Here is a 16280-nt window from a genome sequence, read left to right on the forward strand (position 1 = left end):
CGGTCAGGGCGCGAACGATCGGGCCGGCGCAGCGGTCACGGCGCGGGCCAGTTCCGCAGCAGGGCGTCGAGCGCGTCCACGATGCGGGACCAGGATTCCTGGGAGTCGGGGGCGCTGTGGCTGAAGCCGCCCTGCATCTCCAGGCTGACGTAGCCGTGGAAGACGCTGCCCAGCAGCCGGACGGCGTGCGTCTCATCCGGTTCGGTCAGGTCGTAGCCGCGCAGGATCGCCCGGGTCATCCGCGCGTGACGTCCACCGGCACTGGCGGCGGCCGCCTCCGGGTCGAGCCGGTACTGGGCCGCGGCGTAACGGCCGGGATACTCACGGGCGTAGTCGCGGTACACGTCGGCGAACGCGCCCAGGGCGTCCTTGCCGGCCCGGCCCGCCAGAGCGGCCGCGCCGCGGTCGGCGAGTTCCTCCAGGGCGAGCAGGGCGATCCTGGTCCTGAGGTCGTGCGAGCTCTTCACGTGCGAGTACAGGCTGGCGACCTTGACGTCGAACCGGCGGGCGAGCGCCGAGACGGTCACCTGGTCGAAGCCGACCTCGTCGGCCAGTTCCGCCCCCGCCCGGGTCAGACGCTCCGCGGTCAGCCCCGCACGCACCATGGTCAGCGATCTCCCTCTGGGTCCTGCGCGATCCAACCCGGCGAATCGAGCCGGACGGCATTGTCCCCGACGAGCGACCGGAGAGTAGCTTCGAGCGCCGAGACCGAGGCCGCGCCCACCTGCTTCTCCCACTGCTCACGCATCTCGTCGAAGATCTCCTCGCCCTGTCGCATCATCGCGAGTCCGCGCTCGGTGACGCGAATGCGCGCCCGCCGCCGGTCGGCGGAGTCGGTCTGGCGCACGACGAAATCGCGTTCCTCCAGTGCGGCGATCGTCTTGGCGGCCGCCTGCCTCGTCACCGACATCCTGCGGGCCAGTTCGGTCGCACTGTCGGCGCCGGACACAATCGCGTGGAGGGCAAAGTCGTGCACCGGCCGTACGTCCTCGTATCCGCGCTCGGCGAGCTCGGCCGTGGCTCGATCCGCCAGAGTGCGGAAACCGGCGAGCAGGAGCAGGGCGAGATCGGCGCCTGATCTGGACATGCGGCCAGCATACGGCCAGCCACACTTGACGTACGCAACCCAGTTGCCTACTTTGAAGGGCAACCAGGTTGCCTACTTCGGGAGTATCTCGTGCCCACCATCACACCCTCCGGTGCGACCGTTCCCGGCGTCACGCATCACCTCGCGGACGTCAACGGAACGCGACTGCACTACGTGTCCGCCGGCACCCACGGTTCTCCGGTCCTGCTGGTGCACGGCTGGCCGGAGACCTGGTGGGCGTTCCGCAAGCTGATTCCGCTGCTCGCCCGGGCGCACCGCGTCTTCGCCCTCGACCTCCGCGGATTCGGCGACTCCAGCAACGCCGACACCGAGTACGGCGAGGCGGTCGCAGCCGAGGACCTGCACCATCTCGTCCAGCACATCGGCGCGGGTCCTGTCCACCTCCTCTGTCAGGACATAAGCGGCGGCACAGGCTTCCGCTTCGCGGCAACACACCCCGAGGACGTCGTCAGCTTCACCGGAGTCGAGACCGCCTTGGCCGGTTTCGGATTCGAGGCCCTTGCCGACGTGAACAACCACGGTTCCTGGCATGTCGGGTTCCTCGGCGCTCCGGGCATACCCGGAATGCTCCTTCCGGGCCATGAGCGCGCCCTCCTGGCCGACTGGGCGTTCCCGCTGATGAACGGGACAGCTGGCTCCATCGACGAAAGCGACATCGACGAGTTCGTTCGAAGCTACGCGCGACCGAACGCCTGGCGAGGTACGGAGGGCCTCTACCGAGGCGTCTTCACCGACGGAGCCGCAACCAGGGCCCTGGCCGCCTCGCACCCGATCACCGTCCCCGTACTCACCGTCGAGGGCGCCGGCCACGGAAAAATCACCGAGACGACCTTCCGGCAGGTGTCCGCAGGCGAGGTCACCGCGGTGCAACTTGAGGGGGTCGGCCACCTCATCGCGCAGGAAGCCCCTGAAGCACTCGCGGCCACGTTCCTGGAATTCACCGGCGAAGTCGACCACAACTGATCATTTCGGAACCCTCGGCTCAAGCCCGGCACGACAGCCACCTGAGCTCCACAGCGACGCACGGCCGCCTCGTGCTCCGGCACCCTGCACGACTAACCTCGGCAACTCACGTACTCCACAAGGCCGGTGGCGGGCGTCCGGCCGGCCTGACCGTCAGAGCGGAGACCTTTCATGTCCACGGAGACCGGCCCGGCCGTCGATGCCGCGCCGCGCGGCCACAGGATCGTCCCGGGCCCGAAGGGGCTCCCCTTCCTCGGGAACATGCCGCAGTTCGGGAAGAACCCCCTGGCGTTCTTCGAGCGGCTGCGCTCCCACGGTGATCTGGTCCAGTGGCGCTTCGGCCCCAACTCCTGCCTGTTCGTGGCCGATCCGGAGTGCATAGGCGAGCTGCTCACCGAGACGGAACGCACCTTCGACCAGCCCGCGCTCGGCATCGCGTTCCGTACGGTGATGGGCAACGGCGTCGTGGTGGCACGCGGGACCGAGTGGCGGCGCAAGCGGTCGCTCGTGCAGCCGTCCGTACGGCCCAAGCAGGTGCGGTCGTACGCGGCGACCATGGCGGGCAGCACGGTGGAGCTCGCGGACACCTGGTCGGGCGGCGAACGCATCGACATCAAGCGGGAGATGGCGGCGCTGACGCAGAAGATCGCCGTCCGTACGATCTTCGGCGTCGACACCCCCGCCGACGCCGACGCGATGGGCCGGGCCATGGATGTGGCCCAGGCGGAGATCGGCAAGGAGTTCGCGGGCATCGGAGCGCTGCTGCCCGACTGGGTGCCGACCCCCGGCCGGGCCAGGATCAGGAAGGCCGCCGCGGTCATCGACGCCGAGGTCGCCCGGGTCGTCGCCCGGCACCGTGACGGCGGGGACGAGCGCCCCGACCTGCTCAGCCGGCTGCTCACCGCCGTCGACGAGACGGGCGCCAAGCTCGACGACCGGGAAATCCGCGACGAGACGGTCACGCTGTACATCGGGGGTCACGAGACGACCAGCTCGACGCTGGTGTGGGCCTGGTACCTGCTCTCCCGCAACCCCGGGGCACGCGCCGCCCTGGCCGCGGAGCTGGACCGGGTCCTCGGTGACCGCGAACCGGGATTCGACGACTACGCGCAGCTCACGTACGCCCAGGCGGTGGTCAAGGAGACGCTGCGGCTCTACCCGACGATCTGGCTGGTCACCGGGGTCGCGAAGGAGGGGGCGCGGATCGGCGGCCTGCCGATCGCGGAGGGCACCAGGGTGTGGAGCAGCCAGTGGGCCACGCACCGGGACGAGCGGTGGTTCCCCGAGCCGGAGCAGTTCCGCCCGGAGCGCTGGGACGCGGAGACGGGTGACGAGATCGCGGAGTACGCGTGGTTCCCGTTCGGCGGCGGCCCCCGGGTCTGCCTGGGCACGCGGTTCGCGATGGTCGAGGCGGTGCTGATCCTGGCGGTGCTCGCGCGGCGTTTCGAGCTGGACGTCGATCCGGGCACGGTCAACCCCGTGCCGACGCTGACGCTGCAACCGGACCGCGAGGTGATGGCCACGGTCCGGGCGCGGTAGCGAGAGGTGCGATGGAGCTGTGGAGCTATGGAGCGACAGATGCTGAACCGATATGTCCGATCTATCGCCATGAACCGGGCATAACGTTCAGAATGTCCCTTGCGGCCGTTCCGGCCGCCGGGGCCCTCCGGTCACGACCGCAGGCTGTCGATCCAAGGGGAGAAGCATCATGCGTCCGAGCTCCACTCTCACCGCCGTCCTCACCGCGGCCGCCGCCCTGGCCCTGACGGTCACCGGAGCGTCGGCCACCGCCGCCGCGACCGCCCAGGGGGCGTCGGTCCGCCCGGCGCACTGCCAGGAGAAGTCCCTCAGGATCTCCGCCTCGCCCGGCGGGCACCGCAACGTGGCGCGGATCGCCGTGACCAACCGGGGCGGCCGCGCCTGCGTGGTGGACCGCATCCCGACGGTCACTTTCCGGGGCCTCGACGGCTCGGCCCAGCCCGTCCCGCCGGCCGGGAGCGGTCCCTATGTGCTGTCGCCGGGCGAGCGCGGTTACGGCGCCGTGCGCACGGCGGAGCGCGGCACTCGCCAGGGTCATGTCGTCCGCAGCCTCTCCGTGGCGGCGGACCCGGCGCACTACGGGGTCACCTTCGGTGCGGCCGCCGTGGGCATGGACCGCGGGATCCGGGTGTGGGAGCCGGTGACCACCCTCTGGCACACCACGCGGGGCGCCGCGGACCGGGCCCTGGCCGCGGCGACGCGCTGAGCGGCGGAGAAGCGGGGCGGGGTCCATGGCGGACATGGCCCCGCCCCGCAGCCGGGCGGGGAGCCGCGACTGTCAGCCCCCCGCCCGCAGCCGCCCTACACCGTCACCGTCACCGTCCCCGTCCCCTCCGCCGTGGCCCCCGTCGCCTCCGCGACCACGCGGTAGGGGCGGTCCGTGCCCTGCGCGGTGACGGTCAGGGTCTCCCCCTCGCGCACCACCCGGAACTCGGCGGCCGTCGCGCCCGTCAGGTCCGGCACCGTGACGGACGTACCGTCACCGGTGGGCGCCCCGCCGAAGACCCGCAGCGTGAGCCCGTCCAGCCAGTCGCCGTCTGGGCGCTGGTCGTCGGCGCCCCACGGGAGCACCGCACCCGGGCGCACCAGGACCGGCAGGCTGTCGAAGCCGTGGGTCTCGTGGCGCCAGACCGGCCCGGTGACGGTCTCACCGGTCAGCAGGACGGTCCAGTCGCCCTCGGGGACGTAGTACTCGACCTGGCCGTCCTCCGTGAAGACCGGTGCGACCAGCAGGTCCGGCCCGAGCATGTACTGGCGGTCCAGCATCCGGGTCGTCGGGTCGCCGGGGAACTCCAGCAGCATGGGGCGCATCATCGGGATACCCGTGCGGTGGGCGGTGGCCGCGGCCCCGTACAGGTACGGCATCAGCCGGTGCTTGAGCAGGGTGAACTTCCGGGCGACGTCCACCGCCTCCTCGCCGAACGCCCACGGCACCCGGTAGGACACGTTTCCGTGCAGCCGGCTGTGCGAGGACATCAGGCCGAAGGCGAGCCAGCGCTTGAAGACCGCCGGGTCGGGCGTGCCTTCGAAGCCGCCGATGTCATGGCTCCAGAAACCGAAGCCGGACAGGGACAGCGAGAGGCCGCCGCGCAGCGATTCGGCCATCGCCGTGAAGGAGGCGAAGCAGTCGCCGCCCCAGTGCACGGGGAACTGCTGGCCGCCCGCCGTCGCCGAGCGGGCGAAGAGCACCGCTTCGCCGTGGCCGCGCTCCTTCTCCAGGAGTTCGAAGACCGTGCGGTTGTAGATCTGCGCGTAGTAGTTGTGCATGCGCTCGGGGTCGGAGCCGTCGTGCCAGACGACGTCGGTGGGGATGCGCTCGCCGAAGTCCGTCTTGAAGCAGTCGACTCCCTGGTCGAGCAGGAGGCGGAGCTTGCTGTTGTACCACTCGCGCGCGGCGGGGTTGGTGAAGTCGACCAGGGCCATGCCGGGCTGCCAGAGGTCCCACTGCCAGATGTCGCCGCTGGGCCGGCGCACCAGGTAGCCCAGTTCGGCCCCCTCGGCGAACAGGGCTGATTTCTGGGCGATGTACGGGTTGATCCACATGCTGATCCGCAGCCCGCGTTCCTTGAGCCGGGCCAGCATGCCCTCCGGGTCGGGGAAGACGTCCGGGTCCCAGAGGAAGTCCGACCACTGGTACTCGCGCATCCAGAAGCAGTCGAAGTGGAAGACGGAGAGCGGGATGTCGCGCTCGGCCATGCCGTCGACGAACGAGGTGACGGTCTCCTCGTCGTACGCGGTGCAGAAGGAGGTGGTGAGCCAGAGGCCGAAGGACCAGGCCGGCGGGAGGGCCGGGCGGCCGGTGAGCGCGGTGTAGCGGGCCAGCACCTCCTTGGGCGTCGGCCCGGCGACGATGTAGTACTCCAGCGACTGGTCCTCGACGCTGAACTGCACCTGGCCGACGGACTCCGAGCCGACCTCGAAGGAGACCTTGCCCGGGTGGTTGACGAAGACGCCGTAGCCGCGCGAGGAGAGGTAGAACGGGATGTTCTTGTAGGCCAGTTCGCTGCTGGTGCCGCCATCGGCCTGCCAGATGTCGACGGTCTGTCCGTTCTTGACGTACGGGGTGAACCGCTCACCGAGGCCGTAGACGTTCTCGCCGACGTCCAGGGCGAGTTGGGCGATCATGTGGTGGGCGCCGTCGGGGGTGGTGGCGAAGGCGGTGCCTTTGGCGTCGACCCCGGTGAGGCGTCGGCCGTCCGCGTCGAGGAAGGTCAGGCCCCAGGCGCCGTCGCCGTCCATGCGCAGGGTCAGCGGGCCGCTGGTCAGTTCGGTGACCGCCCCGTGGCGGCGGGTGCGGGCTCCGGCGGCTGCCGGATCGAGGCCGGGGAGGGCGAAGTCGGGTCCGCGGTTCACCCGTCCGGCATGGTGGGTGGTGCGGACGCCGATGATGCCCTCGGCCGGGGAGAAGCAGTCGACGGTGATGAGGGGCGTGTTGAGCGTGTCGCCGCGCTCGGCGACGTGCTTGACCGACGCGTAGGCGGTGAACTGGCCGTCGCCGACACGCAGATCGCGGATCTCGGTCGCGTAGGAGGCGCGTACGCCCTCACGCATGAGCCAGAAGCCGTCGGTGAACTTCATGCGGACTCCTTGCCGGGGGCAACGGGGTGGTGAGGGGCGGGGACGCGCGGGCGCGGAGCGGTGCGGTTCACTCGCTGTCCCCGGTGAAGGTGATCCGGGCCAGGCGCACGGTGCCGCGCAGGGTGATGCGCAGGTCTCCGGTGCCGGAGGCGTCCAGACCGGCCCGCACGGTGCGGTAGTCGTACGGTCCGTCGGTGGCGGCGACCAGGACGGTGACCGTGGTCCCGCCGGCGGTGATCAGTACGGCGCCCTCCCCCGAGGCCAGCACCTCGGCGTCCCGCACTCCGGCGGCGAAGTCGCAGCGCCGGTAGAGGAGTTCGTTGCTCTCGGCCACCGCGGTGACCGCGTCACCGTCCACCTTCGTCCGGTCGACGATCTCGGTACCGAGCTGCTCGTCGTAGTCGGCCGCTTCCAGACCCCGTACGAGGACGGGGCGCGGGCCGGACGGTTCGCCGCCGACCTCGACGACGGTGACGAGCCGGATGTCCGTGCTGGAGGCTCCCGCCTGGATCTCGTACGAGCCGGGCTCGACGGTCCAGCGGCCGTGCGCCACGTCCCAGTGGCCCAGCTCGGTGACGGGGACGAGGAAGTCGACGCGCTCCGCGGCGCCGGGCGCCAGGCGCAGCCTGCGGTGCCCGGCCAGCTGGCGCAGTGGCCGGACGACGGACGGGGCCACCGCGCGCACGTACAACTGCGCGACCTCGTCGGCGGCGAGGGCCCCGGTGTTGGTGACGGTGAGCGAGACCCGCACCAGGTCGCCGTCGCGCTCGGCGTTCAGGGCGCTGTAGGCGAACTCGCTGTACGAGAGGCCGTGGCCGAAGGGGTAGAGCGCGGCGCCCTCGTAGTAGAGGTAGGTCTGGCGGGAGCCGATGATGTCGTAGTCCAGCAGCCCGGGCAGCTCCGCGTCGGACGTGTACCAGGTCTGCGGGAGGCGGCCCGCCGGGGAGACGTCGCCGGCGAGGACGCGGGCGAGCGCGGTTCCGGCGGCCTGTCCGCCGTGGGCCGTCCACAGCAGTGCGGGAAGCGTGGCCGCCGCGTCGGTGAGGGCGTACGGGTAGGCGGAGGTGACCGCGAGGACCGTGCGCGGGTTGGCGGCGTGGGCGGCGCGCCACAGGCGCTCCTGCTGGGCGGGGAGGTCGAGGGTGGTGCGGTCCTCGGTCTCCCGGCCGTTGATGTGGGCGTCGTTCCCGGCCACGACGATCACGACGTCGGCGGCTGCCGCCGCACGGGCGACGGCGTCCTCACCGCGCTCGGTCACCTCCATCTCGAAGACCGTTCCGAGGGCGTCGGCGGAGCCGGAGATCTCTTCGCCGGGGGCGGCAACCTTTACGCCGTCGGCGGCGACAGAGACATACCTACCCGTTCCCACGTGCAGAAGGCGGTGACCGCCGGCATGACCCTCCACCGCTTCCCAGCGGAACGTCTCCTGGACGATCCAGCCGCCCGGTTCGTCGGCGGAGGCGCGTACGAAGCCGTCCTCGGCGACCGACAGGTAGCGGCCGGCCGGTTCGCGCAGGGTGATCACGCCGTTGCCCCAGTCCACGAGCGCCAGCTCGGACGGGGTGTCCCCGCAGGTCAGCGGCGGGAGGTCGGTGCGGCCGGCGAGGAGCGCAGGGTCGAGGGCGCCTTCCGCGCCGCGCACCGGCTCCTGGCTCTCGTCCGCGGCGGGGATCTGCAGCCAACCCTCCGCGCACTTCAGCCGAACCAGGTCGACGCCCTCGGCGTACACGACGTGCTCCGCCCCGAAGCGTTCCCGGAGCCCGTCGAGCGGGGTGGAGCGGTGGATCAGCGAGCCGCTGTACCAGTCGAGCTTGCAGGCGTCTGCGAGGAGCCCGACGACGGCGACGGTCTTTCCGGCGGCGGGGTCCAGCGGCAGCAGGCCGTCGTTCTTGAGCAGGACGACCGCCTGCTCGGCGGCCTCCAGGGCGAGTGCCCGGTGCTCTTCGGTGTCGAAGTCCGTGGTGTTCGCGTACGGATCGGCCTCCGGGTCGAACTCGCCGAGCGAGAAGCGCAGCTCGAGCAGCCGGCGGACGGCCGTGTCGATGTCGTGCTCGTCGAGGAGGCCCTGCTCCAGGGCGCCGCGGATGCGGCCGGTCATGATGTCGGAGTCCTGGCCGTGGTCGGTGAAGCTGTCGACACCCGCGCGCAGGGCGGCGGCCGTGGCCTCCTCGTGGGTGTCGAAGTAGTGCTCGGAGTCGACGAGGTTGGAGGGCGCCCCGGCGTCGGAGCAGACGACCAGCGACCGGTCGGTCCAGCTGCGCAGGTGCTGCGACAGATGCGGCGAGAGGTGGTTGGGCCGCCCGTTGACCAGGTTGTACGCCGGCATGACCCCGGCCACCGCACCCGCCCGCACGGCGTCGCGGAAGGCCTTGAGGTCGTACTCGTGCAGGACCCGAGGGCGGACCGACGAGGAGGTGGTGTCGCGGTCGGTCTCGTTGTTGTGGGCGAGCCAGTGCTTGAGGACGGGGGCGGTCCGCCAGTAGAGCGGGTGGTCGCCGCGCAGCCCCCGGGTGTACGCGACCGCGATGGCGGAGGTCAGCCCGGCGTCCTCGGAGTACCCCTCCTCGCCGCGCCCCCAGAGCGGGTGGCGCAGCAGGTTCACGGTCGGGGCCCAGACGTTGAGGCCGACGCGGTCGTCCTGGGCGCGCTTGGCGCGGACCTCGTTGCCGACGGCTTCGCCGACCCGGCGCACCAGTTCACCGTTCCAGGTGGCGCCGAGCCCCACGGCCTGCGGGAAAACCGTCGCGGGGCCCATCCAGGCGACGCCGTGCAGGGCCTCCTGGCCGGTCCGGAAGGCGCCGAGCCCGAGCCGGTCCACCGCCGGTGCGAACTGGTGCAGCATCGCGATGCGCTCGTCGGGAGTCAGCCGCTGAAGCAGATCGTCGACGCGCTTGGCGAAGGGCAGCTGCGGGTCGCGGAAGGGCTGCGGTTGTTCCGTCACGTGCGGGTCCCCTTGGAGAGGTGGGAGGTATTCCGGCGTCAGAGCCTCGGACGAGCAGGCGAGGAGGCCCGGGAAGATCTTTCGAAGCGCTTCGATGCTCCGTGCCCAACACCGCCAATGTCAAGGCCCCGCCCGCAACCTCCGTACGCGACAACCCGTCAATGCGCCAGGAAACGGTTCGGAAACAGGTCGGAGGAATCTGGAAACGGGCTCTTGTGCGGCCGGAGCCCTTCACTTAACCTCGCTGCAACATCGAAGCGCTTCGACGGAGCTTCGATGGGGCGCCCGGCGCCCGTGATCTCCCCGGGACGGCGACAGGTTCTGCCGCTTCCCTGTTGAACCGCTTCACCTGCGGCCGGTCACGCCGGCCCAGTCAGCAACGCTCCACCTCAGACACAGGAACCGAGCGGCGGTCGCCCGCCACGTGTCGTCCTGGTGCGCCTCGAAGGGTTGACGCAATGACGCCGAATTCCACCCCCTCCTCCACGGCTCCGAGCCGGAGAAGCTTCCTCGCCACGGGCGCGGTCGCCGCGGTCGCCGTGGCCGGCGGGGTCCCGCTGCTCGCCGCGTGCGGCGGGTCCGGTTCCGGGTCGAAGGACAAGGAAGGCACGACAACGGGCAAGGCACTCAAGAAGGTCGTGCCGTCCTACGCCCCGCTGAACCTGGTCCAGCCCGACGTCCCGGGCGTCAACGGATCGAGCCCCGGCTTCACCAAGCTCCCGGACCCGCTGGTCGTCTCCGTGAAGTCGGTCCCGGGCAAGGGCTCGGCGTTCCGCGTCATGACGCCGCTGTGGGGCACCGTCCCGAAGAAGAACAACCCGTACTACACGGCCGTCAACAAGGCGGTCGGCGCGACGCTCAACTTCGACCCGCAGGACGGCAACACGTACCAGGACAAGATCGGCGCGGTCCTCGCCGGCTCGGACATCCCGGACGTCGTCACGATCCCCGGCTGGAACATGCAGGGGCAGATCCGCAACGCGATCACCGCCAAGTTCGCGGACCTGACCCCCTACCTGGCGGGCGACGCCGCCAAGAAGTACCCGAACCTGGCGAACATCCCCACGGGTGCCTGGCAGTACTCCGTCTTCGGCGGCAAGCTGCGCGGCCTGCCCATGCCGACGTCGATCATCGGCAACGCGCTCTTCTACCGCAAGGACCTGATCGGCTCCGGGGCCGTACCGGCCAGCGCCGACGACCTGCTGGCCTTCGGCAAGGAGCACACCGCCCCCAAGCAGAAGGTCTGGGCCTTCGACGACCTCTGGACCTGCATCCAGATGATCTTCGGTGTGCTCCCCGACGCGCCGCACTACTGGCAGTTGGAGAACGGCAAGCTGGTCCACAAGATCGAGACGAAGGAGTACCGCGAGGCGCTGGCCTTCGCCCGCAAGCTCCACGACGGCGGGTACGTCCACCCGGACGCCGAGGCCGGCAAGGACGCCGACGCCAAGATCCGCTTCACCAGCGGTCACACCCTGATGTACAACGACGGCACCGGCGGCTGGAAGGGCATGGTCACCGAGCAGGCGGCCGCGAACCCCAAGTTCGACATGCAGGCGCTCGACTTCTTCAGCGCCGACGGCGGCAAGCCGACCCTGTGGCAGTCCGACCCGGCCAGCATCTTCACCTTCCTCAGCAAGAAGCTGCCGAAGGAGAAGATCGAGGAGTTCCTCGCGATCGCCGACTACGCCGCCGCGCCGTTCGGCACCGAGGAGTTCATGCTCACCAACTACGGCGTCAAGGGCACCCACTACACGATCAAGGACGGGACCCCGACCTACACCCCGCAGGGTGTCCAGGAGTCGCAGCCCTCCACCTTCCTGTTCCTCGCCTCACCGCCCCACGTCATCGCCTACCCGGACCAGCCGCAGCTGGCCAAGGACTACGCCGGCTGGATGGCGCGCCAGGCCCCGAACGTCAAGAAGCCCATGTTCTTCGGCATGCAGGTCGTCGAGCCGCAGCGGTACGCCTCGCTCTACACGCCCTTCGACGACCTCCAGAAGGACATCCGCCGCGGCCGCAAGAAGGTCAGCGACGTCGACGAGGCCGTGAACACCTGGAAGAAGAGCGGCGGCGACAAGCTGCGCGACTGGTACCAGGACATCCTCGACAAGAACGGCTCCGGCGTCTGACGCGTACGACGCACACCGACCGTACGCAGCACAGCACAAGGGCCGCCGGGCGCAGGAAGCCCGGCGGCCGGGGCGGAGAGCACGACATGGGGAGCACACGGTGAAGCCACGGGCCACGGTCACGACCGACCCGGACCGCACCTCCGACGGGGCCGGCATCCCGGCCGGCGGCGGTGACGGCACGGACGACGCGGGCGGCACACGCACGGACAGGTCCCGTGCGATCGGCGCACGCGGATCCCGCACGGCGAAGAAGGTGACGTCGAAGAAGGCGTCGGCGAAGAGCGGACCGGCGGGCACCGGACCCCTGGCGGGCGGCATCACCTGGCGCCAACGGCTGCGGCGCGACCGCACCCTGGTGCTGATGACGCTGCCGGCCATCGGACTGCTGCTGCTCTTCAACTACATCCCGCTGCTCGGGAACATCGTGGCCTTCCAGGACTACGACGTGTACGACCTGGGCATCACCGGCAGCCCGTTCGTCGGGTTCGACAACTTCACCCGCATCTTCGAGGACTACCGCTTCTGGGAAGTCCTCATCAACACGCTGGTCATCTTCGTCACCCAGCTCGTCCTGTTCTTCCCCATCCCGATCGCCATCGCGCTGCTGGTCAACACGATCATGAGCGCGCGGGTCCGGGCCTGGGTCCAGGCCGTCGTCTATCTGCCGCACTTCTTCTCCTGGGTGCTCGTCGTCACCGTCTTCCAGCAGATGTTCGGCGGTGCGGGACTCGTCGCCCAGTGGGCGCGCGAACACGGTCACGAGGGCTTCGACCTGATGACCAACCCGGGCTTCTTCAAGTTCCTGGTCTCCGCCCAGGCCGTGTGGAAGGACGCCGGCTGGGGTGTGATCGTCTTCCTCGCCGCGCTCGCGGCCGTCAACACCGATCTGTACGAGGCCGCGGCCGTCGACGGCGCGGGCCGCTGGCGGCGGATGTGGCACGTCACGCTGCCCGCGCTGCGTCCCGTCATCGCGCTCCTGCTCGTCCTGCGGGTCGGCAGCGCGCTGAACCTCGACTTCGAGCAGATCCTGCTCCAGCGCGACCAGGTGGGCGCGGGGGCCTCGGAAATCCTGGACACCTACATCTGGTGGACGGGCATCAAGACAGGCGACTTCGGCTACGCGGCCGCCGCCGGAATCTTCAAGGGGCTGTTCAGCGTCGCCATGGTGCTGGGTGCCAACAAGGTCGCCCACATGCTGGGCGAGCAGGGGGTGTACTCCAAGAAATGACAACTCTCCTGGAACTTGAGAAGGACCCGGCAGAGCCCGCTCCGCGCGCCGAGACTCCACTTCAGCGCGCCCTGCGGATCGAACCCCGCCCCGTATGGGAGGAGGAGCCGACCAAGGCGGGACTCGCCTTCAAGGGCTTCGGTCTCCTCGCGATCTGCGCGATCGTGATCATCCCGATCTGGGTGGTGCTCGTCACCAGCCTCTCCGACACCAAGGCGATCAACGACGCGGGCGGTCTGGTCGTCTGGCCCAAGAGCATCACCTTCGTCGCGTACAAGGAGCTCCTCAGCGGGGGCGCGGTGACCCGCGCGGCCGCGGTGAGCGTGGGCCTCACCGTCGTCGGCACGGCGGTCAGCATGGTCGTCTCGATCCTCTGCGCGTACGGGCTGAGCCGGCGCGACTCCTTCGCCCACCGTCCGCTGCTGATGACGCTGATGGCGACGATGTTCTTCGGCGCCGGCCTCATCCCCACGTACCTGCTGGTCACCGGCATCGGTCTGAGCGACAGCTACTGGTCGATGATCCTGCCCAGCGCGATCAGCGTCTTCAACGTGCTGGTGCTGCGCGGCTTCTTCATGGACACCGCGCCCGAACTCATCGACGCGGCCCGCATCGACGGTGCCGGCGAGTGGCGCATCCTGCTCCAGATCATCATGCCGCTGTCGCGTGCGGTGATCGCGGTGATCTCGCTGTTCTACGCGGTCGGCTACTGGAGTCAGTGGTTCAACGCGATGCTGTACATCCAGGACAGTGACAAGTACCCGCTGCAGATGATCCTGCGTCAGCTGGTCCTCCAGCACCAGGTGCCCCCGGGGGCCATGGGCGCGGCGGTCAGCAACGGGACGATCAACAGCCTCGCCGTGCAGATGGCGGTCATGATCCTCGCCCTGATCCCGGTCGCGATCCTGTCGCCGTTCGTCCAGAAGCACTTCCAGAAGGGCATGCTCACCGGCGCCGTGAAGGGCTGATCCGCCACCCGCCCCCGCTCCTGCCTCTCCCCCGTCTCCCTTTTGTCCTTGTCCGGAAGGTGTTCGCCATGCGCACTTCGTCCGCGTCCGCACCCAGCCGCAGAACCGTGCTCGCCTCCGCGGCCGTCGCCGCCGCGGCGGTCGCCCTGCCGGCCGCGGGCCCCGCCGCCGCCTCGGCCCACCACGGGGACGGGACGGCCGAGCCGCACCGCTGGCGGACCGCCGCGATCGGGGGGACGGGATTCATCACCGGCGTGCTGTTCCACCCGTCGGTCAAGGGCCTGGCCTACGCCCGCACCGACATCGGCGGCGCCTACCGCTGGGACGACGCCAAGGCCCGCTGGACCCCGCTCACCGACCACCTCGGCTGGGACGACTGGAACCTGCTCGGCATCGAGGCCCTGGCCGTCGACCCGGCGCACCCGGACCGCCTCTACCTCGCCTGCGGTACGTACGCCCAGTCCTGGGCGAGCCCCGGTGCGGTGCTCCGCTCCGAGGACCGGGGGGCGACCTGGCAGCGGGCCGACCTGACGGCGCGTCTGGGCGCCAACGAGGACGGGCGCGGCGCCGGTGAGCGGCTGCTCGTGGACCCCCGGGACAGCGACACGCTGTGGCTCGGCACCCGGCACGACGGGCTGCTGCGCTCCACCGACCGGGGTGCGACCTGGGCACCCGTCGACTTCCCCGCCACCGCCTCGGCGAGCGGCCAGGGCGTGATGTTCCTCGTCGCGGCGGGCCGGTCGGTGTACGCGGGCTGGGGCGACGGCGGCAGCGCGCTCTACCGTACGGACGGTTCCGGCGGCTGGGAGGCCGTCCCCGGGCAGCCGTCCGGGAGCGCGGCGACGAAGGTGCCGGTCCGGGCCGCGTACGACGCGCGCGGCCGGGCGCTGTACGTCACCTACGCGGACGCCCCGGGCCCCAACGGGCAGTCCGCCGGCTCCGTGCACCGGCTCGACACGGTGACGGGCGCCTGGAACGAGGTGACCCCGGTGAAGCCCGACGCCGCTGCCGGTGACGGCTTCGGCTACGGCGGTGTCGCGGTCGACGCGCGGCGCACGGGCACCCTCGTCGTCACGACCAACAACCGCTGGTCGCAGATCGACACGGTGTTCCGCTCCACCGACGCCGGCGCCACCTGGAACTCGCTGAAGGACACCGCGGTCCTCGACGTCGCGGAGACCCCGTATCTCCGCTGGGGCGGGGAGCCCAAGTTCGGCTGGTGGATCCAGGCCGTGGCCGTCGACCCGTTCGACTCACGGCACATCGTCTACGGGACCGGCGCGACGCTCTTCGGCACCCGCGACCTCGTCCACTGGGCCCCGGAGATCCGGGGACTGGAGGAGACGTCGGTACGCTTCCTCGTCGCCCCGCCCACAAAGGGCGCCCGGCTCCTCAGCGGCCTGGGCGACATCGGGGTGATGTACCACGACTCGCTGACCTCCTCCCCCTCGCGCGGCATGGCCACCAACCCGGTCTTCGGCACGGCCACCGGGCTCGCCCTGGCCGCGCTCAAGCCCTCGTACGTCGTACGGACGGGCTGGCCGTCGGGATCGACGTCCGCCGGGGCGTCCTCGGACGACGGCGGCCGGACCTGGCAGCCTTTCGCCTCCCAGCCGGAGATCGCCGCCTCCGCCCCCGGGCCGGTCGCGGTCTCCGCCGACGGGTCGGTGCTGCTCTGGTCGTTCGTCCACTGGGACGGCACCAAGTACCCGGCCCACCGCTCCACCGACGGCGGCGCGAGCTGGACCGAGGTCGCCACGTTCCCCAAGGGCGCGACCCCCGTGGCCGATCCGCTCGACCCGCGGCGGTTCTACGTCTACGACACCGACACCGGCGCGGTCTTCCGCTCGACGGACGGCGGGGCGACGTTCACCCGGGGCGCGAGCGGACTCCCGTCCGGCGACGTGCAGTTCAAGGTGGCGGCGGCGCCCGGACGCAGCGGCGACCTGTGGCTCTCCGCGAAGGACAACGGGCTGTTCCGCTCGACGGACGGCGGGCTGACGTTCACGCCGGTGGCCGGCTGCCAGGCCTCGCACGCCCTCGGATTCGGCAAGGCGGCGCCCGTGCGGGGCCGTAAGCGGCCGGGCGCCGGCTACCCGGCCGTCTTCCAGACCGGCAGGGTCTCGGCGACGCACGACGGCGTGGCGGTGCTGCGCTCCGACGACGCGGGCGCCACCTGGGTGCGGATCAACGACGACTCCCACCAGTGGGGCTGGACCGGCGAAGTGATCACCGGCGACCCCCGCCTCCACGGCCGTGTCTATCTGGGCACCAACGGCCGCGGCATCCAGTACGCAGACCCGAAGTAAGAATCGAGACA

11 protein-coding genes are annotated in these 16280 nt (G+C 70.8%); 7 read left to right on the plus strand and 4 right to left on the minus strand.

Annotation, left to right across the window (positions count from 1 at the left end; translation table 11 throughout):
• Positions 1–35 precede the first annotated feature (35 nt).
• A complete protein-coding gene (locus ABTX18_RS03135) occupies positions 36–605 on the minus strand; it encodes a TetR/AcrR family transcriptional regulator (protein WP_352120984.1) in 570 nt (189 codons plus the stop codon).
• A gap of 2 nt (positions 606–607) precedes the next feature.
• The gene (locus ABTX18_RS03140; RefSeq protein ID WP_352120985.1) at positions 608–1087 is read right to left on the minus strand and encodes a MarR family winged helix-turn-helix transcriptional regulator; all 480 of its coding nucleotides are present in this window, start codon (positions 1085–1087) and stop codon (positions 608–610) included.
• 90 nt (positions 1088–1177) lie between these two features.
• Between ABTX18_RS03140 and ABTX18_RS03145 the strand changes: the two genes are divergently transcribed.
• The 3 genes from ABTX18_RS03145 (at position 1178) to ABTX18_RS03155 (ending at position 4316) form a co-directional block, all read left to right on the plus strand.
• Complete coding sequence (locus ABTX18_RS03145; protein ID WP_352120986.1) at positions 1178–2071, plus strand: alpha/beta fold hydrolase; 894 nt, start codon at positions 1178–1180, stop codon at positions 2069–2071.
• A 171-nt stretch (positions 2072–2242) separates the two neighbouring features.
• Entirely contained in the window at positions 2243–3610 is a 1368-nt protein-coding gene (locus tag ABTX18_RS03150; RefSeq protein WP_352120987.1) for a cytochrome P450, read from the plus strand.
• Positions 3611–3779: 169 nt separating this feature from the next.
• Positions 3780–4316 (plus strand): DUF4232 domain-containing protein, encoded by a 537-nt coding sequence (locus ABTX18_RS03155; protein WP_352120988.1) that lies wholly within the window; start codon positions 3780–3782, stop codon positions 4314–4316.
• A gap of 95 nt (positions 4317–4411) precedes the next feature.
• Here ABTX18_RS03155 and yicI read toward each other — a convergent pair whose 3' ends face one another.
• Positions 4412–6688 (minus strand): alpha-xylosidase, encoded by a 2277-nt coding sequence (gene yicI, locus ABTX18_RS03160; RefSeq protein WP_352120989.1) that lies wholly within the window; start codon positions 6686–6688, stop codon positions 4412–4414.
• Positions 6689–6755: 67 nt separating this feature from the next.
• Positions 6756–9629 (minus strand): glycoside hydrolase family 3 C-terminal domain-containing protein, encoded by a 2874-nt coding sequence (locus ABTX18_RS03165; protein WP_352120990.1) that lies wholly within the window; start codon positions 9627–9629, stop codon positions 6756–6758.
• 458 nt (positions 9630–10087) lie between these two features.
• Between ABTX18_RS03165 and ABTX18_RS03170 the strand changes: the two genes are divergently transcribed.
• The 4 genes from ABTX18_RS03170 (at position 10088) to ABTX18_RS03185 (ending at position 16269) form a co-directional block, all read left to right on the plus strand.
• The gene (locus ABTX18_RS03170) at positions 10088–11761 is read left to right on the plus strand and encodes an extracellular solute-binding protein (protein WP_352120991.1); all 1674 of its coding nucleotides are present in this window, start codon (positions 10088–10090) and stop codon (positions 11759–11761) included.
• 100 nt (positions 11762–11861) lie between these two features.
• Positions 11862–12992, plus strand: coding sequence for an ABC transporter permease (locus tag ABTX18_RS03175; RefSeq protein WP_352120992.1), 1131 nt, complete (start codon positions 11862–11864; stop codon positions 12990–12992).
• Complete coding sequence (locus tag ABTX18_RS03180; protein ID WP_352120993.1) at positions 12989–13960, plus strand: carbohydrate ABC transporter permease; 972 nt, start codon at positions 12989–12991, stop codon at positions 13958–13960. The genes ABTX18_RS03175 and ABTX18_RS03180 overlap by 4 nt, the downstream gene beginning before the upstream one ends.
• A 68-nt stretch (positions 13961–14028) precedes the next feature.
• Entirely contained in the window at positions 14029–16269 is a 2241-nt protein-coding gene (locus ABTX18_RS03185) for a beta propeller repeat protein (RefSeq protein WP_352120994.1), read from the plus strand.
• The last annotated feature ends 11 nt before the right edge of the window (positions 16270–16280 follow it).

Origin of the sequence: Streptomyces sp. NPDC096323, from assembly GCF_040302845.1 — a bacterium.
Taxonomy (GTDB): domain Bacteria; phylum Actinomycetota; class Actinomycetes; order Streptomycetales; family Streptomycetaceae; genus Streptomyces.